The organism is Microbacterium halophytorum (assembly GCF_002970975.1).
GTDB lineage: Bacteria > Actinomycetota > Actinomycetes > Actinomycetales > Microbacteriaceae > Microbacterium > Microbacterium halophytorum.
Window position 1 is genome coordinate 52,521 of record NZ_PNFA01000014.1, and the last position, 19,252, is coordinate 71,772.

The 19,252-nt window shown below is 72.4% G+C and carries 20 protein-coding genes; 12 read left to right on the plus strand and 8 right to left on the minus strand.

The window, feature by feature from the left end:
• Positions 1 to 93 precede the first annotated feature (93 nt).
• The gene (locus tag C0010_RS12945) at positions 94 to 1,278 is read left to right on the plus strand and encodes an MFS transporter (RefSeq protein ID WP_158685514.1); all 1,185 of its coding nucleotides are present in this window, start codon (positions 94 to 96) and stop codon (positions 1,276 to 1,278) included.
• A 37-nt stretch (positions 1,279 to 1,315) separates the two neighbouring features.
• Here C0010_RS12945 and purD read toward each other — a convergent pair whose 3' ends face one another.
• The gene (gene purD / locus C0010_RS12950) at positions 1,316 to 2,581 is read right to left on the minus strand and encodes a phosphoribosylamine--glycine ligase (protein WP_105567511.1); all 1,266 of its coding nucleotides are present in this window, start codon (positions 2,579 to 2,581) and stop codon (positions 1,316 to 1,318) included.
• 201 nt (positions 2,582 to 2,782) lie between these two features.
• Here purD and C0010_RS12955 point away from each other — a divergent pair, with 201 nt between their 5' ends.
• The 3 genes from C0010_RS12955 to C0010_RS12965 all read left to right on the plus strand — a co-directional run bounded on the left by C0010_RS12955 (position 2,783) and on the right by C0010_RS12965 (position 6,161).
• Complete coding sequence (locus C0010_RS12955) at positions 2,783 to 5,047, plus strand: molybdopterin-dependent oxidoreductase (protein WP_105567512.1); 2,265 nt, start codon at positions 2,783 to 2,785, stop codon at positions 5,045 to 5,047.
• A 357-nt stretch (positions 5,048 to 5,404) separates the two neighbouring features.
• Positions 5,405 to 5,758, plus strand: a complete 354-nt coding sequence (locus C0010_RS12960) for a sterol carrier family protein (protein ID WP_105567548.1) — start codon at positions 5,405 to 5,407, stop codon at positions 5,756 to 5,758.
• A 67-nt stretch (positions 5,759 to 5,825) separates the two neighbouring features.
• Entirely contained in the window at positions 5,826 to 6,161 is a 336-nt protein-coding gene (locus C0010_RS12965; RefSeq protein WP_232531954.1) for a potassium transporter Trk, read from the plus strand.
• 177 nt (positions 6,162 to 6,338) lie between these two features.
• Here the strand turns inward: C0010_RS12965 and C0010_RS12970 are convergent, their stop codons facing one another.
• Entirely contained in the window at positions 6,339 to 6,917 is a 579-nt protein-coding gene (locus C0010_RS12970; protein ID WP_105567514.1) for a zinc-binding alcohol dehydrogenase, read from the minus strand.
• Between the two features lie 247 nt (positions 6,918 to 7,164).
• On the opposite strand from C0010_RS12970, the gene purM reads away from it, so the two are divergent.
• The 3 genes from purM to C0010_RS12985 all read left to right on the plus strand — a co-directional run bounded on the left by purM (position 7,165) and on the right by C0010_RS12985 (position 10,503).
• The gene (purM, locus tag C0010_RS12975) at positions 7,165 to 8,304 is read left to right on the plus strand and encodes a phosphoribosylformylglycinamidine cyclo-ligase (RefSeq protein ID WP_105567515.1); all 1,140 of its coding nucleotides are present in this window, start codon (positions 7,165 to 7,167) and stop codon (positions 8,302 to 8,304) included.
• Positions 8,305 to 8,311: 7 nt separating this feature from the next.
• The gene (gene purF, locus C0010_RS12980) at positions 8,312 to 9,793 is read left to right on the plus strand and encodes an amidophosphoribosyltransferase (RefSeq protein WP_105567516.1); all 1,482 of its coding nucleotides are present in this window, start codon (positions 8,312 to 8,314) and stop codon (positions 9,791 to 9,793) included.
• A 308-nt stretch (positions 9,794 to 10,101) separates the two neighbouring features.
• A complete protein-coding gene (locus C0010_RS12985) occupies positions 10,102 to 10,503 on the plus strand; it encodes a TIGR02611 family protein (protein WP_232531955.1) in 402 nt (133 codons plus the stop codon).
• Positions 10,504 to 10,581: 78 nt separating this feature from the next.
• Here C0010_RS12985 and C0010_RS12990 read toward each other — a convergent pair whose 3' ends face one another.
• From C0010_RS12990 to C0010_RS13005, 4 genes are all read right to left on the minus strand, one after another.
• Positions 10,582 to 11,316: an ABC transporter permease gene (locus C0010_RS12990; RefSeq protein ID WP_105567517.1), complete on the minus strand. Its 735-nt coding sequence runs from the start codon at positions 11,314 to 11,316 to the stop codon at positions 10,582 to 10,584.
• Positions 11,313 to 12,089 carry an ABC transporter ATP-binding protein gene (locus C0010_RS12995; RefSeq protein WP_105567518.1) on the minus strand — a complete coding sequence of 259 codons (777 nt, stop codon included), beginning with the start codon at positions 12,087 to 12,089 and terminating at the stop codon, positions 11,313 to 11,315. Before C0010_RS12995 ends, C0010_RS12990 begins: the two co-directional genes overlap by 4 nt.
• Before the next feature lie 216 nt (positions 12,090 to 12,305).
• Positions 12,306 to 12,914, minus strand: a complete 609-nt coding sequence (locus C0010_RS13000; RefSeq protein ID WP_105567519.1) for a TetR/AcrR family transcriptional regulator — start codon at positions 12,912 to 12,914, stop codon at positions 12,306 to 12,308.
• A gap of 128 nt (positions 12,915 to 13,042) precedes the next feature.
• Entirely contained in the window at positions 13,043 to 13,231 is a 189-nt protein-coding gene (locus tag C0010_RS13005) for a DUF3073 family protein (RefSeq protein WP_105567520.1), read from the minus strand.
• A gap of 146 nt (positions 13,232 to 13,377) precedes the next feature.
• Between C0010_RS13005 and C0010_RS13010 the strand changes: the two genes are divergently transcribed.
• On the plus strand, positions 13,378 to 13,938 hold the full coding sequence (locus C0010_RS13010; protein ID WP_105567550.1) for a universal stress protein: 561 nt from the start codon (positions 13,378 to 13,380) through the stop codon (positions 13,936 to 13,938).
• A gap of 153 nt (positions 13,939 to 14,091) precedes the next feature.
• On the opposite strand, the gene C0010_RS13015 is transcribed toward C0010_RS13010, so the two are convergent.
• Together C0010_RS13015 and C0010_RS13020 are read right to left on the minus strand one after the other, a co-directional pair.
• Complete coding sequence (locus C0010_RS13015; RefSeq protein WP_105567521.1) at positions 14,092 to 14,706, minus strand: PadR family transcriptional regulator; 615 nt, start codon at positions 14,704 to 14,706, stop codon at positions 14,092 to 14,094.
• Positions 14,706 to 15,653, minus strand: coding sequence for a DUF4097 family beta strand repeat-containing protein (locus C0010_RS13020; RefSeq protein WP_105567522.1), 948 nt, complete (start codon positions 15,651 to 15,653; stop codon positions 14,706 to 14,708). Before C0010_RS13020 ends, C0010_RS13015 begins: the two co-directional genes overlap by 1 nt.
• A 197-nt stretch (positions 15,654 to 15,850) precedes the next feature.
• On the opposite strand from C0010_RS13020, the gene C0010_RS13025 reads away from it, so the two are divergent.
• The 4 genes from C0010_RS13025 to C0010_RS13040 all read left to right on the plus strand — a co-directional run bounded on the left by C0010_RS13025 (position 15,851) and on the right by C0010_RS13040 (position 19,032).
• A complete protein-coding gene (locus tag C0010_RS13025; RefSeq protein ID WP_105567523.1) occupies positions 15,851 to 16,606 on the plus strand; it encodes a MerR family transcriptional regulator in 756 nt (251 codons plus the stop codon).
• Between the two features lie 307 nt (positions 16,607 to 16,913).
• Positions 16,914 to 17,969 (plus strand): DUF998 domain-containing protein, encoded by a 1,056-nt coding sequence (locus C0010_RS13030; protein ID WP_105567524.1) that lies wholly within the window; start codon positions 16,914 to 16,916, stop codon positions 17,967 to 17,969.
• Positions 17,970 to 18,226: 257 nt separating this feature from the next.
• Positions 18,227 to 18,664, plus strand: a complete 438-nt coding sequence (locus C0010_RS13035; protein WP_232531956.1) for a CrcB family protein — start codon at positions 18,227 to 18,229, stop codon at positions 18,662 to 18,664.
• The gene (locus tag C0010_RS13040) at positions 18,661 to 19,032 is read left to right on the plus strand and encodes a fluoride efflux transporter FluC (protein WP_105567525.1); all 372 of its coding nucleotides are present in this window, start codon (positions 18,661 to 18,663) and stop codon (positions 19,030 to 19,032) included. Before C0010_RS13035 ends, C0010_RS13040 begins: the two co-directional genes overlap by 4 nt.
• Positions 19,033 to 19,252: the final 220 nt, after the last annotated feature.

The following is a 19,252-nucleotide window of genomic DNA, read 5'->3' on the forward strand; positions in this document are numbered from 1 at the left end:
GGCCCGCGTACAGAGGCGCGCGGGGCGCGCGCCGCGCCGCCGGTGGCGGTGATGACGGGCCGCATGGTCGCCGTCGCGCGAGACAATGGGGCGATGACACCCGCCGCGCCGCCCGACGAGCGCTGGCGCGGCGTGCAGTCAGGGGCGCTGCTGATCGGCGTCGCCGTGATGGCGGCCATCTACGCGCCGCAGCCGCTCCTCGCCGAGATCGCCGCGCACTTCGGGCGCAGCGCGTTCGAGGCGAACCTCGTCGTGTCGATGACGACGCTCGGCATCGCGCTCGGGGTGTTCCCCGCGTCCTGGTTCGCCGATCGCGTCGGCCGCGGCCGGCTGCTCGCGGTGTCGCTGGCAGGCGGGGCGGCGATCACGGTCGTCACGGCGCTCGCCGAGGAGTGGTCGGTCCTCGTCGCTTCGCGCGTCGTGCTGGGCTTCGTGATGAGCGGCGTGCTCGTGTCGGCGGTCGTGTGGACGGGCGGGGCCGTACCCCGTCGCCGCAGGGCGCGGGTCGCGACGGCGTACATCGCGGGCACGACGGCGGGCGGAATGCTCGGCCGTCTGCTGGCCGGATTCATGACCGAGTGGTTCGACTGGCGCGTCGGCATCCTCGCGGTCGACGGGGCGGTGCTGGTCGCCGCCGTTGCGGGGGTCGGCCTCGTCGCGGCGCTCTCGCGCCGCCGCGCGGCGGCATCCGGGGCGCACCCCACCACGGGAGCCGTGCGCATCACCGGACCGGCGTACGTCCCGACCGCGCTCTTCGCCGTCGGCTTCTTCGGCATGTGCGCGTTCATCGGCGTCTTCAATGCCATGGCCTTCCGGATGCTCGAACCGCCGTTCTCGTACGGCGTCGCGGTGACCTCGATGCTCTTCCTGGCATATGTCTCGGGCACGTACACATCGATGCGCGCCGGAGCCGTGCTCGAACGCGTCGGCGCACGGCGCGCCATCCTGCTCGGCGCCGCGCTCATGGCGGCCGGCCAGCTGCTCACGCTGCCGAACAGCATCGTTGCGATCGTCGTGGGGCTGCTCGCACTCGCGGCCGGCTTCTTCCTGGCGCACGCCGTCGCGAGCGCCGTCGTCCCGTCGGTCTCGCGGAAGCCCGTCGTCGGCTCCGCCTGGTACACGCTGTCGTACTACGCGGGGTCGTCCGTGAGCGCGCTCGCGCTCGGCTGGGCGTGGGACGCCGGCCGCTGGCCGCTCGTCGTGGGCATGGCGGTCGCCTTCGCGGCATGCGTCGCAGCCGTCGCCCTCGCCGTGCCGGCCCGCCTCGGCCGCCGCTGACGGTCCGCCGGGCGATCGCTGCGGGGAGCGCCGCGCGTCAGGCGACCTTCGCGGCAATGTCGGTGCGGTGGTGGGAGCCCTCGAGGCCGATCAGCGCGATCGCCTCGTAGGCGCGGTCGCGGGCCTCTGCGAACGTCGGCGCGGTCGCGACGACGTTCAGCACGCGGCCGCCCGTCGCGATCAGGCCGCCGTCCTCCTTGGCCGTGGCCGCATGCGTGACGTGCACGCCCGGCACCTTCTCGGCCTCGTCGAGGCCCGTGATCTCGCGGCCCTTCACGGGCGCGGCGGGGTAGCCCTCGCTCGCGACGACGACCGTGACGGCGACATCGTCGGAGAACGCCGGCGCCGGCTGATCCTCGAGCGTGCCCGTCGCCGCGGCGAACAGCAGCTGCGAGAGCGGGGTCTGCATCCGGGGCAGCACGATCTGCGTCTCGGGGTCGCCGAAGCGCGCGTTGAACTCGATCACCTTGACGCCGTCGGTCGTGACGATCAGGCCGGCGTACAGCAGGCCGACGAAGGGCGTGCCCTCGGCGTCGAGCTGCCGGATGACCGGGAGCGCGACCCGTTCGGTGACCTCGCGGACGAAGGCCTCCTGGCTGCCGAACTGGGTCGTGAGCCACGGAAGGGGCGAGTACGCGCCCATGCCGCCCGTGTTGGGGCCCTCGTCGCCGTCGAGCGCGCGCTTGAAGTCCTGCGCGGGGGAGAGCGGGCGCACGGTGTCGCCGTCGCTCAGGAAGAACAGCGAGACCTCTTCGCCGGCGAGGAACTCCTCGATCAGGACGGGGCCGCCCGGCAGGAACTCTTCGGCGTGCGCGAGCGCCGCTGCGCGGTCGTCGGTCACGATGACGCCCTTGCCTGCGGCGAGGCCGTCGGCCTTGACGACGTACGGGGCGCCGAAGGCGTCGAGGGTGGCGGCGGCCTCATCCGGCGTCGCGGCGTAGGCGGCGCGGCCGGTCGGAACGCCGGCCGACTCCATGATGCGCTTGGCGAACGCCTTCGAGCCCTCCAGCTGCGCGGCGGCCTTCCCCGGGCCGAATACGGCGATGCCGCGCTCGCGCAGCGGGTCGGCGACGCCGGCGACGAGAGGTGCCTCGGGGCCGACGACCACGAGCGCGATGCCGTTCTCCGCGACGAACCCGGCGATGGCGTCGGTGTCGAACATGTCGAGGTCGACGAGCCGGGCGTCGCGCCCGAGCCCTGCGTTGCCGGGTGCCGCGAACACCTCGTGGCCGGCGCCCTCGTTGACGAGGGCAAGGACGATGGCGTGCTCGCGTGCGCCGGAGCCGAGAACCAGGATCTTCACGCCTCCCAGGGTACTTGGCGAGCCCGATGCCCCGAAGCGCAGCGCAGAACGCAGTCAGCTCTCGGGTGCGGGGGCCGCCTCGCCGCGGGAACCCGCGGCAGTGCGGTTCGGGCGACTGCCGGTCGACTGCGTACGGTTCGGGGTGGGCCGCCCACGTGCATCCGGATGCCCGCGGGCGGACCGCTGTGGGAAAATCGGTGCATGGCAGACGGCGTGATCCACAGCTCCCACTGGGGCGCGTTCCGGGCGCGGGTCGAGAACGGCCGCTTCGTCGAGGCCATGCCGTTCGAGGCCGACGCCGACCCGGCGGGGCTGCTGGAGAACATGCCGGGCGCGGTGCACGCCGAGAACCGGGTGAAGCGCCCCGCCGTGCGGCGCGGCTGGCTCGAGGGCCGCTCACGCGGGGAAGCTCCGAGGGGGCATGACGAGTTCGTCGAGGTCGACTGGGACACCGCGATCGACCTGGTCGCCCGGGAGATCGAACGCGTCCACGACGCATACGGCCCCGCGGCGGTCTACGGCGGCAGCTACGGATGGGCGAGCGCCGGCCGCTTCCACCACGCGCAGACGCACCTGAAGCGCTTCCTCGCCGCGACCGGGGGCTTCACCGACTCCGCGGGCACGTACAGTCACGCGGCCTCGTCGTTCATCCTGCCGCACGTGATCGGCTACGACGCGAACGTCGCCGATTCGCACACCTGGGCCGAGGTCGCCGAGAACACGCAGACCTGGCTCATGCTCGGGGGCGTGCCGGCGCGCAGCATGCAGGTCGAATCGGGCGGCATGGGTTCGCACCGCGGCGCGCCGGGCCTGGCGCAGGTCGCTCGGGCCGGTGTGCGCGCCATCAGCGTCAACCCGATCGGCGGGGAGACCGTCGACCACGGCAACCTGGAGTGGCTGCCGATCCGCCCCGGCACCGACACGGCGCTGCTGCTCGGCATCGCCCGCACGCTCGACGCCGAGGGGCTCGCCGACAGGGCGTTCCTCGACGCGCACACGGTCGGCTACGACCGCTTCGCCTCTTACCTCCGGGGCGACTCCGACGGCGTCGAGAAGACGGCCGAGTGGGCCGAGTGCATCACGGGAGTCCCGGCCGACACCATCCGGGCCCTGGCGCGCGACCTCGCGTCGACGCGGTCGCTGATCACGGCGACGTGGTCGCTGCAGCGGGCAGAGCACGGCGAGCAGCCGCACTGGCTCACGGTCGCCGTCGCCGCGATGCTCGGCGGCATCGGCCGGCCGGGTGAGGGCTTCGCGATCGGCTTCGGCTCCGAAGACGGCATCGGCTCGAACCGGCAGCCGTTCCCCGTGCCGCAGGCGCCGAAGCTGCGCAACCCGCTCGCCGGCACCGAGATCCCCGTCGCCCGCTTCGTCGACGCGCTCGAGACCCCCGGCGCCGAGTACGACTTCAACGGTGAGCGCCGCACCTACCCCGACCTGCGCCTCGTCTACTGGGCGGGCGGCAACCCCTTCCACCACCACCAGGACCTGCACCGGATGGAGCGGGCCTGGCAGAAGCCCGAAACGGTCATCGTGCAGGACCCGTGGTGGACCCCGACCGCGAAGCGCGCCGACATCGTGCTGCCCGCGACGACATCGCTCGAGCGCGACGACATCGGGGCGAAATCGAACGACACGTGGATCATCGCGATGAAGCGCGCAATCGAGCCGCAGGGCGAAGCGCTCGACGACCAAGAGATCCTGCGCCGCGTCGCGGCGCGCCTCGGCATCGAGGAGGCCTTCGACGCCGGTGCCACGCTGCGCAGCGCCTACGAGCTCTCGCGCGCCCGCGCGGCGGAGCGCGGTATCGAGATGCCGGGCTTCGACGCGTTCTGGGAGCGGGGCTACGTGCGCCTGCCCGCCGCACCCACGCGCAGCCCGATGGCGGCGCTCGTCGCAGGAACGCCGCTGCCGACGCCGAGCGGCAGGATCGAGATCTTCTCCGACACGATCGACGCGTTCGGCTACGACGACTGCCTCGGGCATCCGGCTTGGTTCGACAAACACGAGGACGCCGTGGGGGCCGCCTACCCGCTGCGCCTCGTCTCGCACCAGCCGACGACGCGCCTGCACTCGCAGATGGACGTCGGCGACTACAGCCGCAGCGGCAAGGTGGCCGGCCGCGAGGCGTGCCGCATCCACCCGGATGACGCAGGCGCACGCGGCATCGCCACGGGCGACGTCGTGCGGCTGTTCAACGACCGGGGGGCGTGCCTCGCGGGCGCCGTCGTGACCTCCGACGTCTCGCCCGGCGTCATCGCCCTGCCCACCGGCGCGTGGCTCGACGTCGACGGCGAAACGGGCCTCGAGCGCCACGGCAACCCGAACGTGCTCACGGCCGACCGCGGCACCTCGAAGCTCGCGCAGGGCCCGACGGCGCAGACCGCCCGGGTCGACGTCGAGCGCTATGCGAGCGAGCCCCCGCGCGTCGAGGCCTTCGACCTGCCGGCTTTCGCGACCCGGTAGCCGCGCACAACGCAGTCAGATCTCCGGACCTGCCGGAGAGTGTGGCGGAGATCCCAGGAACTCGTCCCCGAACGGGTTCGGATCGACTGCGTTGTGTCGGGGTGCTGTGGGCTGCGGGCGTCGTGCTGGCTGCATCCGGCCGCCCCGTCACGGTGCCGATCGGCGGCCGTCGATCGTTCGCCGCGCGCTGCCCGGCGTGCACAACGCAGTCAGGTCTCTCAGCCTGCCGGGTCGCGGTGCGGAAACCCGAGGGTGTGGCCCCGGGATGGGGCCGGATTGACTGCACTGTGTCCGGGGCGCCACGGGTGGGAGCGTGCCAGGGGCATCGGCCGGATGGCGGTGCGCGAGAATGAGGGCATGGCGCGGAAGATCCTGATGGGTGACGGGCGCGCGGCGCTCGCCGCCGTGCGGGCCGGGGGAGCCGGTCGCAGCGACACGGCGACGGCCGTGCGCTACCTGCTGCAGCTGCTCGAGGAGCGCGCGCCCGGCAAGAGCGTCGAGGTGCGCGTTCCGCCGTTCGGCGCCGTGCAGGTCATCCAGGGGCCGCAGCACACCCGCGGCACCCCGCCCAACGTCATCGAGACCGACGCCACCACCTGGGTCCCGCTCGCGCTCGGTGAGCTCGACTGGGGCGAGGCGGTCGCATCCGGCGCGATCCGGGCATCCGGGACCCGCGCCGACATCGCCGCGCTGCTGCCGCTGCGCCCGTAGGGGCGCACACCCGGCGGACAGCCGCTGTCCCACCATCTCCCAGGGTGGCGGTGTTTCAATGGAGGCCATGACTTCCTCCACCCCCGACGAGCGGCACGACGAATCCGTCGTCCGCACGCGGCGGGCGCCCAAGTACGGCGTCTTCGTCGCACTCGGGGCGGCCGCGGGGCTGCTCGCCGCGGTCATCCTGTCGACGGTGTTCGACGGCACGGCCGAGGCGAGCCAGTACACCGAGATCGAGTACTCGACGAGCCAGGTCTTCGGCTTCATCGTGCTCTGGTGCGTCCCCGCCGGCATCGCCGTCGCGATGGTCGTCGCGCTCATCCTCGACCGCACCGTCGGCCGCAAAGTGCACGAGCACCGCGCCGTCCGCGAGGTCACGGAAGAGCCGGACGAGGCCTGAGCCGCACGGAGCAACGGCTCCGCGCCGGCGCACCAGCACCCGGCCGCAGCGGCCCCGTTCCGCGCCGCGCATCCGGCATTCGCCGGTCGCGCCGCGCGGGCACGATCGTCGCCATCCGGTGCGTCGACCACGAACGGCCGGACGCCTCGGTGCGTTCGGCGTCGTCGTCCGGCGCCGTCAGAACACGTCGGCCACGAACGGCCGGATGGTCCTGCCGAACGCCGCGACGTCGCTGCGCAGGCCGTCGGTGACGGCGATCGTGAGGCCGCCGATCCACCACGCGCCTCGTTGTTCGAGGGGCAGGATCTCGACCTTCAGCAGGAACGCGCTCGAATCGCGGCCTCTCGTGCGCTCCTCGTCGCGCACCGCGTTCCGCCAGGCGGCGGCGTCGCCCTCCGGCAGCTGAGCGCGGCGGTGCGCCTCCTCCGCGTATGCGACGGCGTCCACCGCGAGCGGTGCGGCCGCTCGCCGCAGCACCTCGGCGGTGCGGGGAAGCGCGACGAGGGTCCCGAAACCGTCGACGAGGTCGAGCGGTACGTCGGCGGGGTGCGCCTCGGGCTCGACCGTCATCTGCCAGAACTGCTGCCACTGCGCCTCGAGCTCCTCGTCGGCAGGCGCCGCGGCGGCCGGAACGCCGCGCAGCGGCGGCAGCGCTGCCGGCTCCCGGATGCCCAGGGCCGTGCGCAGGTAGAGCGCGGCGAGCACGGCCCGGCTCGCGTCCTCGCGGACTTCCCACTGCGCGGGCTCGGTGTCCATAGAGCCAGCCTATTCGGGTGCGGGTGGTGTGCGTACCCGGCGGTGACGCGCACGCGAAACAGCCCGCTCCGGTGCGGCTTCTCGCGGGTGTGCGACCGGCGGACCCACGAGAAGCCGCAATTGGGCGAGACGGGGTCGGGTCTTGAGCGGACTCGTCGACCGGTGCGGGATGGCGTAGGGCTCACGGGGATGCGCCCTGCCCCCGGCGCCCAGGTGAACACCCGGCGCGTGCCGCTAAGCTGTCCGGGTGGAATCGCAGTCCGCCAACGAGCGCCCCGGCGCCAGCAGTTCGACGTACGCACAGGCAGGGGTCGACACGGCAGCGGGCGACCTCGCCGTCGAGCTCATGAAGTCCTCCGTGAAGGCGACGCAGGGCCCCGAGGTCCTCGGCGGCGTCGGCGGCTTCGCCGGCCTGTACGACGCCAGCTTCCTCCTCGGCTACAAGCGCCCGCTGCTGGCCAGCAGCACCGACGGCGTCGGTACCAAGGTTGCGATCGCTCAGGCGATCGACAAGCACGACACGATCGGCCAGGACCTCGTCGGCATGGTCGTCGACGACATCGTCGTGACCGGCGCGAAGCCGCTGTTCATGACCGACTACATCGCCACGGGCAAGGTCTACCCCGAGCGCATCGCCGACATCGTGCGCGGCATCGCCGAGGCCTGCAGCGCAACGGGAACGGCCCTCGTCGGCGGCGAGACCGCTGAGCACCCCGGCCTCCTCGGTCCGGATGACTACGACGTCGCGGGCGCCGCGACGGGCGTCGTCGAGGCCGACGACATGCTCGGCGCGCACCTCGTGCGGCCCGGCGATGCGATCCTCGCGCTCGAGTCGAGCGGCGTGCACTCCAACGGGTACTCGCTCGTGCGCCACATCCTGAAGAACGCCTCGCTCGGCTACGGCGACCGCTCCGACGACCTGGGCGCGACCTGGGGCGAGGCCCTCCTCACGCCCACGCGCCTGTACACGCGCGAGCTGCTCAGCCTCATCCGGAACGTGCCCGGCTCCGTGCATGCCCTCAGTCACGTGACGGGCGGCGGCATCGCCGCCAACCTCGCGCGCGTGCTGCCGCAGGGCACGTGGGCCGAGGTCGACCGGTCGACGTGGAGCCCGCTCCCCGTCTTCCGCGCGCTCAGCGACGTCGCGGGCACCACGCTCGAATCGAGCGAGGGCACGTGGAACCTCGGCGTGGGCTTCTTCGCCGTCGTCGACGCGGGAAGCGTCGACGCGGCCGTCGCGTCCCTCGCGGGCGACGGCATCGCGGCCTGGCAGGTCGGCGCCGTGCAGTCCGGCGCCGCCCCGAGCGACGATTTCGAGCAGGGCGCCAAGGGCGTCGACGGCGGCGCTGTCCGCCTGGTTGGTTCATACCGAGACGGAGCGAAGTAACCCTCACATGTGCGGCATCGTCGGAATGGTCGGCAGCGGTCCGGTCAACCAGGAGATCTACGACTCCCTCCTCCTTCTGCAGCACCGTGGGCAGGATGCCACCGGCATCGCCACGGCCGAGCCCAGCGGCGTGATGCACTCGCACAAGGCGGGCGGCATGGTGCGCGAGGCGTTCCGCACCCGCGACATGCGGTCTCTGCTCGGCAACGTGGGGCTCGGCCACGTGCGCTACGCGACGAAGGGCACGGCGTCGAGCGAGGAGGAGGCGCAGCCGTTCTACGTCAACGCCCCGTACGGCATCACGCTGATCCACAACGGCAACCTCACCAACACGCGCGAGCTCACCGTAGACATGGCCCAGCGCGACCGCCGCCACCTGAACTCGTCGAGCGACACCGAGCTGCTCGTGAACGTGCTCGCGAACGAGCTGCAGTCGACCCGCTCGAGCGTCGACCTCGAGCCCGACCGCATCTTCAGCGCCGTCACCCGCGTGCACGAGCGGGTCGAGGGCGCGTACGCCGCCATCGCGCTGATCGCCGGCTACGGCCTGCTCGCGTTCCGCGACCCCTTCGGCATCCGGCCCCTCATCCTCGGCCGTCGCACGCGCGAAGACGGCCGCGACGACTGGGTCGTCGCGAGCGAGTCGCTCGTGCTCGAGAACGCCGATTACGAGGTCGTGCGGGACGTCGCGCCCGGCGAGGCCGTGTACATCACGACCGAGGGCGAGCTGCACATCCGCCAGTGCGCCGCCGACCCGAGGCTGCGGCCGTGCTCGTTCGAGTACGTCTACCTCGCGCGGCCCGACTCCGTGATGAACGGGATCTCCGTGTATGAGTCGCGGCTCCGGATGGGCGAGAAGCTCGCGAAGACCATCGCGAAGCACACGCCGGAGGGCGCGATCGACGTGGTCATGCCCATCCCGGATTCGGCCCGACCCGCCGCGATGGAGGTCGCCCGCGTCCTCGGCATCGAGTACCGCGAGGGCTTCTACAAGAACCGCTACGTCGGCCGCACCTTCATCATGCCCGGACAGGCCGTGCGCAAGAAGAGCGTGCGCCAGAAGCTCAACGCGATGTCGACGGAGTTCCGCGGCAAGAACGTGCTGCTGATCGACGACTCGATCGTGCGAGGCACGACGAGCCGCCAGATCATCGAGATGGCACGCGCCGCCGGCGCGAAGAGCGTGACGTTCGCCTCGGCCGCGCCGCCCGTGCGCTACCCGCACGTGTACGGCATCAATATGCCGTCGCGCCACGAACTGATCGCCCACGGCCGCACGATCCCCGAGATCGCCGAGGAGCTCGGCTGCGACCACCTCGTCTACCAGGAGGTCGAGGACCTCCGCGACGCGATCCTCGAGGGCTGCGAGTCCGACGAGGAGCGCGCCCGCTTCGACGACATGGACCTCAGCCCCTTCGACGGCCGCTACGTCACCGGTACCGTGTCGGACGAGTACCTCGCCTGGGTCGAGTCGAACCAGGAGTCCTGACCGCAGACGCTCAGGCACGCCATCTGCGGCGTTGTCCTCGTCGCTGGCCTGGGGGCCCGCTCCTCGTCCGCCTTGCAGCTGGCGCGCCTGAGCGCCTGCGGTGGTGGCGTCGTCTGCGGCGTTGTCCTCGTCGCTGGCCTGGGGGCCCGCTCCTCGTCCGCCTTGCAGCTGGCGCGCCTGAGCGCCTGCGGTGGTGGCGTCGTCTGCGGCGTTGTCCTCGTCGCTGGCCTGGGGTCGTGGTTGGATGCTGATCGAACGCTCGGGCTTTCCCCAGCGCGCTCATCGCGCGAGCGTGCTGTGATGGACCGATGGGGAACGACGACCGGAACGCACCGCACGGCGACGGTGACTCGGGTGTTCCCTCCGGCGCTGAGCTCGCCCGGATGGAGCACACCGCTCACCAGCGCTCGCACCGGTTCCGCGCCTGGCTGCACCGGCGGCATCCCGCCGTTCGGATCACGTACCGCGTGCTGATCGCGGTGCTGGGTGCGCTCGTGATCGCGATCGGCCTGATCATCGTGCCGCTGCCGGGGCCCGGCTGGCTCATCGTGTTCGGCGGCCTCGCGATCCTCGCGACCGAGTTCGCGTGGGCGCGCCGGCTCGCGCACTGGCTCAAGCGCCAGCTGGACCGCTTCTGGGCCTGGTGGAAGGCCCGGCGCGCGCGCAAGCGCGCCGAGAAGGCCGCCCGCCGCGCGGCTGGGCTCGCCTGACCGCACCATCGCTATCTCAGTCGTTGCGCCTCATCCGGCGGATTCACCGCAATAGATGAGATAGCGATTCGGTCGAAGCTACGGCGTGCGGCGGTGCAGCGTCAGTGCGGCGAGCAGGATGAAGCCGATGGTGCAGCCGACGATCACCGTCAGCGGGCCGTACACGTCCCATCCGGTCTCGCCGATCGTGACGGCGTCCATCGCATCGATCGCGTAGCTGAGCGGGAGCCAGTCTGAGACCGCCTGCAGCACGTCGGGCATCGTGTCGCGGGGCACGATGACGCCGCCCAGCAGGATCTGCGGGAACACCAGCAGGGGCATGAACTGCACCGCCTGGAACTCGGTTCGGGCGAAGGCGCTCGCGAGCAGGCCGAGAGCTGTGCCGAGCAGCGCGTTCAGCACGGCGACGAGGCCGAGCTCCCAGACGGGGCCGTCCGAATCGAGGCCGCAGACCCACACCGCGAACGACACCGTCACGACCGCCTGCGCCGCGGCGGCGAGGCCGAAGGCGAGGGCGTAGCCCGCGACGAAGTCGGCCTTGCCGAGCGGCGTCGTCATGAGCCGCTCCAGGGTGCCCGATCGGCGCTCCCGCAGGGTCGTGATCGACGTGATCAGGAACATCACGACGAAGGGGAACAGCGCCAGGATCGCGGGCCCGACCTGGTCGAAGACGCCGTCGGCGTCGACGAAGATCCAGGCGAAGAGGCCGACGAGCATGCTCGGTGCGACCAGCATGAGGACGATCGAACGCGGGTCGGCGCGCAACTGCAGGAGGACGCGGCCGGCCGTCGCGAAGGTGCGCGCGGGGGTCATCGCTCGGCCCGCCTCTCGCGGCGGGTGAGCGGGTGGTCGGCGGCATCCGGATGCGCGCCCGAGCGGATGAGCTCGAGGAACGCCGCGTCGGCGTCGGCTGCCCCGGTAGCGGCGAGGAGGCCGGCCGGCGTGGTGTCGGCGATGACGCGGCCCTCGCGCATCAGCAGGAGCCGGTCGCAGCGCGTCGCCTCGTCCATGACGTGGCTCGAGACGAGCAGGGTGGCGCCGGTGTCGGCGATGCCCCGGAACGTCGACCAGAGCTCGTCCCGCAGCACCGGGTCGAGCCCGACGGTCGGTTCGTCGAGCACGATCAGTTCGGGGTCTCCCAGCAGCGCGACGGCGAGCGAGACGCGGCTGCGCTGACCGCCCGAGAGGTCGCCGGCGAGGCCGCGGGCGTGCTCCGTGAGGCCGACGGTGTCGATCGCCCGGTCGGCATCGCGCCGGCCCAGGCCCGCGGCGCGGGCGAAATAGCGCAGGTTGTCGCGCACGCTGAGGTCGTCATAGACGGCGGCCGACTGCGTCGCATACGAGACGCGTCGGCGCAGGCCTCGCGACCCGGCGCGGTCGCCCAGGACGGTGACAGTGCCGCCGCGGGTCTTCTGCACGCCGACGATCGAGCGCATCAGCGTCGATTTGCCGCATCCGGATGGCCCGAGCAGCCCCGTCACGCTGCCCCGGATGATGTCGACATCGAGCCCGTCGAACACCGTCCGGCTCCCGCGCCGCACGGTCAGCCCGCGCACGGCGACCGCGGCATCCGGTTTATTCATCATGTGATGAATATCTCGCGGTGGGGCGCTCCTGTCAAGTGCCCGCGCGAGCCCCCGAACCCCGTCAGATCGATGCCCACATCCGTCGAAGTCGCAGATGACGCGCTGAAAGTCGATGCCTTAGCGCGTCGATTGTCACGGCGGCGGGGCGCCGGGGCGGCCGCGCGGCGGGCAGTCGGGCGCGGGGCGAGCACGCTCGAGGCGGGAGCGGGCGCCGGGTCAGCCGGCGAGGTACGTCTGCACCGCCGCGCCGACGCGGGCGGCGACCTCGTCGACCGGTGCCTTCGCGAGGGCGGGGAGCTTCAGCACGTAGCGGGCGATCAGGAGGCCGCCGATCTGGCTGCCGACGAGGGACGCGCGCAGGTCGACGTCCTCGCCGTCGATGCGTGCGGCGACCTTGCGGATCACCTCGCGCTCGAGGAAGCCCGCCAGGAGGGGGGTGGCGGCGCGATTGCCGAGGCTCGTGCGCACCATCGACACGGCCTTCCGTCGGGTCGGCTTGTCCTCCAACGCGACGAGCAGATAGGTCACGAGCCGCACGCCGATCTCGTCGACGGGCCCGGCGAGGATCTCCTCGAGGGCCTTGTCGGGCCGCACGGGGAAGTCGACGACCGTCGTGAACAGGTCGGCCTTCGTGCCGAAGTGGTGGTGGATCGCCGCGGCGTCGACACCGGCGCGCGCCGCGATGCCGCGCATCGTGGCGCCGTCGTAGCCGTGCTCCGCGAACTCCGCTTCGGCAGCCGAGACGATCGCGTCGCGCGCCGAGTCCTCGCCGGCTCGCGGTCGCCCGCGGCCCCGCTTGCCGCCCGGGGTTCTGAGGATGCTCATCCCACCAGCGTAAGCCGCATCCCGCGGTGCGCACGGCGGCTCGCGTCGCGCGCCCCTCGCATCCGGATCACCGACCGCAGAAACGCGAAGAGCCGCGGGGTGAACCCCCGCGGCTGCGCGTCGAAGCGTCAGGCGTGCTTCGCCTGCGAGTCCTCGTCCTCGTCGGAGTACTGGTCCGCCCAGCGGTCGACGTAGAGGTCGTCGTTGTTGTCGGTTGCCAGCTCTCGCTGGAGCCCGTCGAGGTCCACATCCGGGCTGAAGGACTTGAGTTCGCGAGCGAGCTTCGTGTGCTTCGCCTTCTGACGGCCACGTCCCATGCGCGAGACCCCCTTTACCAAGCTGTCGGGCTGCTGTCCCGATACGTTCACGTTACCCAGCGGACACCGCCGGAAAGAGTAGGCTTCAGGATACCACGAGGGCGGGAAGCACCGGCCTGGCGGACAGCCTGAAGGAGGCGATGAAGATGTCGGAGAACCTCGAACCCGAGGGTGGCAGGGCACGGGAATCGGCGGACGACTCGGCGCTCACCGGCGCGGTCGTCGTGGGGGCGACGCCCGGTCAGAACCCCCGTGTCGTCAAGGAAGCCGGGCGCTATGCGAAGCTCCTGGGCGCGACGCTGGTCGTCGTCCACGTCGACGTGACGCGCTTCGTGACCTACGAGGACCCGGACGGCTATGTGCACTCCGCGCCCATCGACATCAACGTCGACGCGGGCGTCGAGGAGTTCGAGCTCGTCAAGCAGGAGGTGGGCGCCCAGCTGGTCGGCTCCGGCGTGACGTGGGAGGCGCGTCAGCTCGTCGGCGATCCGGCCCTCGCCCTGAAGCACTTCACGAAGAAGATCGACGCGCAGCTCATCGTCGTCGGCACCAGGAGGCGCGGATTCGGCGACTCGCTCCGCGAGTTCTTCACCGGCTCCGTCGCCGCGCGCCTCTCGCATCGACACAGCCTGCCGATCCTGGTGGTGCCGCAGAGCGAGCCGATGGCGGACGACGAGGACTTCCCCGAGGTCGAAGCCGACGCCTGAGGCGCGGTACACCGCGACGGGGCCTGTCCCGACGATGCGCGACGCGTCGTCGGGACGGGCCCCGCGGTGTATCGGGGGCCGCCGTACGCTTCGGTGCGACGGCCGCGGGGCTCCGGATGACGCACCAGCGGCATCCGGAGCCCCGCGCGCCGGTCAGGGGCGAGGAACCCCGAGCCGAGCGGTGACCGACGCCGCGGCCGCCGCCAGCGTCGCGTCGAGCTCGTCGACCACGGTCGAAGGCAGCTCGCCGCCGCGGGCGACGTGCGAGCGCAGCTCCGCCTTCATGCGGCCGCGGAACTCGGCGATGGTCGCCTCGGCGCGCTGGAGCTGCTCGCGGGCGGCGACGCGCGGGTCGGGCTGCGGCTGCGCCCGCGGCGCCTTCCGTTCGGCCTTCGCAGCGGCCGCGAGGTCGGCGCGCAGGCTTTTCATGGCGGCCTGCACGCTTGTGCGCACCTCGTCGGCGATCAGTCGCACCGAATCGGCGAGGCCGTTCTCGATCGCCGTGACGTCGTCGGCACGCGCCCGCACCTCGCCGCGCCCCGCGTCCGTGATCTCGTACACGCTCTTGCGCCCCTCCGAGCGCTTGGTCACGAGCCCGTCGGCCTCGAGCTTGGCGAGCCGGGGGTAGATCGTGCCGGCGCTCGGCGTGTAGGTGCCGCCGGTGCGCTCGGAGAGGGCCTGCATGATGTCGTAGCCGTGGCGGGGCGACTCGTCGAGCAGGTGCAGCAGGTACAGGCGCAGGTCGCCGTGCGAGAAGACGGGGGGCATCAGCGGGCCTCGCTCTCGTCGGTACCGGATGCCGCGGCAGCGTCGTCCGCGCCGGCGGGGCCCAGCGCGATCGCCCCGCCGGCTTCGCCCGCGGGGCTGGCGTTCGCGGTGTCCGCGGCGTCGTTCGGGTGCGGGGCCGTGCCGCCGCGGCGCAGGACCGTGATGTCGCCGGCGACCGTGTGGGCCCTGACGTCGACGAACGACCCGGAGAGGGCGCCGGCCGAACCGGAGTAGCTCGACGGGCCGGGGCCTCCGCGCGAGACGCCGTCGATGACCATCCGGCCGCTGACGGAGCGCAGCGCGTAGTTCGCCGGGAGGTCGTCGTCGAAGCGCAGGGTGACGCCGCCCGAGACGCCGTTGTGCGAAACCCGCTCGATGGCCCCGTGCGCGTCGATGAATGTCGTGCTCGAGACGGTGTCGATGTCGGCGCGCTCCAGCGCCCCCGCGATCGTCAGGTCGCCGGAGACGGTGTTCGCCGAGGCGCGGCCCGTGAGGTCGCGCACCTGGATGTCTCCGGAGACGGCGTTCAGCTTCAGGTCACCGACGTGGCCGTCGACGAGCACATCGCCCGACACGGTATTGATGGTCGCGTCGCGGTGGAAGCCCGACACGAGTGCGCCGGCGCTCACGACGCCGAGCGTCACGAGCACGTCGCGCGGGGCGGCGATGCTGACCTCGGCGCGGGGGCCGCCCGAGCCGAAATTGCGGAACACCTCGAGGAAGTTGTCCCAGCCCAGCTGCGGGTGGTCGATCTCGAGCTGCCCGCCCGCGGACTCGACCCTGAGGTCCTTCACAGTCACTCCGCGCACCTCGACGCGGACCTCCGGCTCGTCGTGCGCGATCAGATCGACCTGACCGCCGACCAGCCCGACCTTGAGCGCGAGAACGCCTTCGACGTCGATCACCCGGTTCTCGCCCGGGTGGATGAGCCACTTCTCGACTGCCATCTTCACTCCTCGTGTCGGTCGCGGCCGCCGGATGGGCGGTGCGATTCGAGATATATCTTGATCTGAGTGAAACACGATATAGCGCGATAGGCAACGCCGCTCGGCGAACGCACAGGAAATCGGCTCGGTTCGCGCTTGACCTTGACGCAACGTCAAGATCTAACGTGGATCACGTCGACACGGAGAGGAGGTTGCTCATGGAATGGTCGATACAGCAGATCGCGAAGGCCGCCGGAACCACGAGCCGCACGCTGCGGCACTACGGCGACGAGGGGCTGCTTCCCGCGACGCGCGTCGCGAGCAACGGCTATCGGTACTACGACGACGCCGCACTCGTGCGCCTGCAGCGGATCCTGCTGCTGCGCGAGCTCGGGCTCGGCCTCCCGCGCATCCGGGAGGTGCTCGACGGCTCGGCCGATGAACCGGCTGCGCTCGAAGCGCACCTCGGCTGGCTGCGGCAGGAGCGCGACCGGATCGGGCGGCAGATCGCCGCGGTCGAGAAGACGATGAAGGCAAGAGAGAACGGAGAGCCGATCATGGCAGAGGAGATGTTCGACGGGTTCGACCACACGCAGCACCGCGAGGAGGTCGAGGCCCGCTGGGGCAGGGACGCGTACGCCGCGGGCGACAGCTGGTGGCGGGGCATGAGCGACGAGGAGCGCGCGGCGTGGCAGGAGCGCACGGCCGAACTGGGGCGCGCGTGGGCGGCCGCGGCCGAGGCGGGCGTCGCGCCCGAGGCGCCGGAGGCCCAGGTGCTGGCGGAGCGCCACGTCGCGTGGCTGACGTCGATCCCCGGCACGCCGGCCGCCGCGGGGAACGATGTGAAGGGGTACGTCACAGGCCTCGGTGAGATGTACGTCGCCGACGAGCGATTCTCCGCCAACTACGGCGGCATCGCCGGTGCGACGCTCGTGCGCGACGCGCTGAAGCTGTACGCCGACGCCCACCTGTAGGCGCGCGTTCTCCGAGGGGCGCACCGGGTCCGGATGGACGCGGTGCGCCCCTCGCGCTGTCCGGGGCGCGCGCCGCCGCGTCGTGCGCTGCGCGCACGTCGGTGTGTCGCGCGGGGCCGCGCCGCGCGGTGTTCGCGGCATCGAGGAGTTTGCGCGAACCTGAGGAGGTTTCGCGAGGGTTCGTCCTCGATGTTGCTGTTTCTCCTCGATGATGCGCGGGGTGCCGCGTGTCCGGATGCACACGTGCGCCCGTGCGGCGTGCGTCCCGCGCGCTCCCGGTGTCGGCGGCCCGTGCTTCGATGGAGACATGGATTCGGAAGTCGCGCGCAGGGTGCGCGGGCAGGTGCGCACTCTGTGGGCGACGGTCGCATGCTTCATCGCCGGAGCCCTGCTCGGCCCTCTCGCGGCGGGCGGCTCGGTGCGGCCGATCGCCGGCGACGGGTCGGTCACCCTCCCCGTCGCGGTCGTCGCGGGAGTCATCGCCGCGGCCGCGTTCGCGGTCAGCGCCCGCGTTCACCGCACGGGCGAGACGCGGCCGATGCCCGGCTGGCAGACCGCCGTCTCCCACATCAGCACGGTCGCGGTGGCCGTCGCGGTCGCGGGGGTCACGGGCATCGGCGTGCTGCTCGCGGGCGAGGTCCTGGCGGCCGGGCTGCATGGAATCGAGCTCTCGGCGTTCGGCACCGCTCTCCTCGCCGGGGCGGCGGCTGCCGTCGGCGGCCGCCTGGCATTCCGCATCGGCATCCGGCTCGACACCCGCGACCTCGCCGAGCTGCTGTTCGTGTTCATCGTGGTCGGTGCCCTGTTCGCCATGATCACGGCGGCGTCGCCTGAGTGGTGGGGGCGCAGCCTGTCGCGCCTCGGCGTGGGCCCCGGCGGGTGGGCGTTCAACGGGTCGCTCGTCGTCGCGGGCCTGCTGATCGCGACGATCGGGGCGTACATCGGCCGAGACCTGCACCGGATGCACGGCGACGCCGCCCTGCCGCGCATCGCCGCGTGCGTGGTTGCGTGGGCGGCGACGGGGGCTGCGCTCGCCGCGGTCGGTCTGCTGCCCCTCGACGCCGTTCCCGTGGCGCACATCGTCGCTGCGTTCGCAGCGTTGGCGCTGCTCGTCGCCGCGGTGCTCGTCACGACCGCCGCCGCGGGCCGGCTTCCGGTGCTGCGCGGCGCCACGATCGGGCTCGTCGCACTCGTGGCGCTCGCGATCGTGCTCACCTTCGTCGCAGGAGTGTTCTCCGTCACGGGGCTCGAGGTCGTCGTCGTCGCGCTGGTGCTCCTGTGGCTCTCGACCCTCGTCCGCCTCCTTGGCGTGCTGGCGCCGGAGGCCTCGCGTGCGTCCGGGCGCCGCTCGCTGCTGCCCTGAACGCCGGTGCTCTCCGCGGTGCTGGGGGCGGCGCTCGCCGCGGCGCAGAGGCTGGGGTGAGAGTGCTCCGCGGCGCCGGACCCCGCGGCGTGCGGCCCAGCGCGTTCATCGGCGCGCGAGTCGCGCATTCATCCTCGCGCGCGTCCGCGCGCCCGCATCAATGCCCGCGGCATCGCCCGCGCGGTCGCGGCGCCGCCTATGGGCCCGCGCTCCCGTGCGGCCGCGCGCCCGGATTCCGCTCGCGGTAGCGTTCTCGGGTGAGCGTGAGGTTCGAGAGGTCGCCGATCCCGTGGCGGCTGCTGCCGCTCGTCGTGATCGGCGGCGCGCTGGGAGCCCTGGCTCGCGGCCTGCTGACGGCGCCCTTCGGGGTCGTGGGCGAATCCGACGCGGCGCTCGTCGCGCTCGTCGTCGTCAACGCGGTCGGCAGCGGGCTCCTCGGCTTCGTGACCGGCGCCTTTGCGGCGCGCGCCGAGCTGCAGGCGCTGCTCGGCGCCGGCGCTCTCGGAGGGTTCACCTCGTACAGCGCCCTGGCTCCGGTGCTCGCGCTCTGGCCCCTCACGGCGCCGGTCGCCCCGGGGTGGGCCGTCGTCGAGGCGCTCGCCGCGGTCGTCGTGTTGATCGCCGTGCCCGTCTCCGCCGCGGCCGCCGGGCTCGGGCTCGGCCGTCGGCGTGCGCGGGGGAGGGGGCCGCGATGACGATGTGGGAGACGCTGTCGATCGCACTGGGGGGCGGCCTCGGCGCAGGGGTGCGCTGGGTCATCGACCAATCGCTGCGCACGCCCCGCGGGTTCCCGTGGGCGATCCTGCTCGTGAACGTGACCGGCTGCTTCGCCATGGCGCTCGCGCACTTCCTGATCGAGCCGGTCGCGCCGCACATCGCGACGGCGCTCGCCGGCTTCCTCGGCGGCTACACGACGTTCAGCACCGTGAACGTCGGCGCCGTCGTGCTCTGGGGCGAGGGGCGCCGGCTCGGTGCCGTCGGCAACGCCGCCGGCACGCTCGCGGCGTGCGTCGCCGCGTCCGCCCTGGGTTGGCTCGCCGTGGTCGGGCTCGCCGCCCTCTGACGCACGTCCGGGCCCTCTCGCCGGTGCGGCGCGCTCCGGACGGTCGATGCGCCGGACCTCAGCGCGCGGTTGCGAGGAGATTCCGCAGTATCGAGGAGCAGTTCGTCGTATTCGTCCTCGATGTTGCGCTTTCTCCTCGGGTCGGCGCGGCGGTCGGGTGTCGCCGCGGCGCCTGAACGCTGTATGAATCCGCTGTGATTCTGGGGTTATCCCCCGCGCG

Excerpts from the sequence above, each read along its gene's own strand:
- C0010_RS13015 (WP_105567521.1), bottom strand. The coding sequence starts at position 14,706 with ATGCCCCCCGTCTTCTCGCACGGCGACCTGCGCCTGTACCTGCTGCAC.
- C0010_RS13020 (WP_105567522.1), bottom strand. The coding sequence starts at position 15,653 with ATGGCAGTCGAGAAGTGGCTCATCCACCCGGGCGAGAACCGGGTGATC.
- C0010_RS13025 (WP_105567523.1), top strand. The coding sequence starts at position 15,851 with ATGGAATGGTCGATACAGCAGATCGCGAAGGCCGCCGGAACCACGAGC.
- C0010_RS13040 (WP_105567525.1), top strand. The coding sequence starts at position 18,661 with ATGACGATGTGGGAGACGCTGTCGATCGCACTGGGGGGCGGCCTCGGC.
- C0010_RS12945 (WP_158685514.1), top strand. The coding sequence starts at position 94 with ATGACACCCGCCGCGCCGCCCGACGAGCGCTGGCGCGGCGTGCAGTCA.
- C0010_RS13000 (WP_105567519.1), bottom strand. The coding sequence starts at position 12,914 with ATGAGCATCCTCAGAACCCCGGGCGGCAAGCGGGGCCGCGGGCGACCG.
- C0010_RS12955 (WP_105567512.1), top strand. The coding sequence starts at position 2,783 with ATGGCAGACGGCGTGATCCACAGCTCCCACTGGGGCGCGTTCCGGGCG.
- C0010_RS12985 (WP_232531955.1), top strand. The coding sequence starts at position 10,102 with ATGGGGAACGACGACCGGAACGCACCGCACGGCGACGGTGACTCGGGT.
- C0010_RS12970 (WP_105567514.1), bottom strand. The coding sequence starts at position 6,917 with ATGGACACCGAGCCCGCGCAGTGGGAAGTCCGCGAGGACGCGAGCCGG.
- C0010_RS13010 (WP_105567550.1), top strand. The coding sequence starts at position 13,378 with ATGTCGGAGAACCTCGAACCCGAGGGTGGCAGGGCACGGGAATCGGCG.
- C0010_RS12960 (WP_105567548.1), top strand. The coding sequence starts at position 5,405 with ATGGCGCGGAAGATCCTGATGGGTGACGGGCGCGCGGCGCTCGCCGCC.
- C0010_RS12995 (WP_105567518.1), bottom strand. The coding sequence starts at position 12,089 with ATGATGAATAAACCGGATGCCGCGGTCGCCGTGCGCGGGCTGACCGTG.
- C0010_RS13005 (WP_105567520.1), bottom strand. The coding sequence starts at position 13,231 with ATGGGACGTGGCCGTCAGAAGGCGAAGCACACGAAGCTCGCTCGCGAA.
- C0010_RS12965 (WP_232531954.1), top strand. The coding sequence starts at position 5,826 with ATGACTTCCTCCACCCCCGACGAGCGGCACGACGAATCCGTCGTCCGC.
- C0010_RS12990 (WP_105567517.1), bottom strand. The coding sequence starts at position 11,316 with ATGACCCCCGCGCGCACCTTCGCGACGGCCGGCCGCGTCCTCCTGCAG.
- C0010_RS13030 (WP_105567524.1), top strand. The coding sequence starts at position 16,914 with ATGGATTCGGAAGTCGCGCGCAGGGTGCGCGGGCAGGTGCGCACTCTG.
- purF (WP_105567516.1), top strand. The coding sequence starts at position 8,312 with ATGTGCGGCATCGTCGGAATGGTCGGCAGCGGTCCGGTCAACCAGGAG.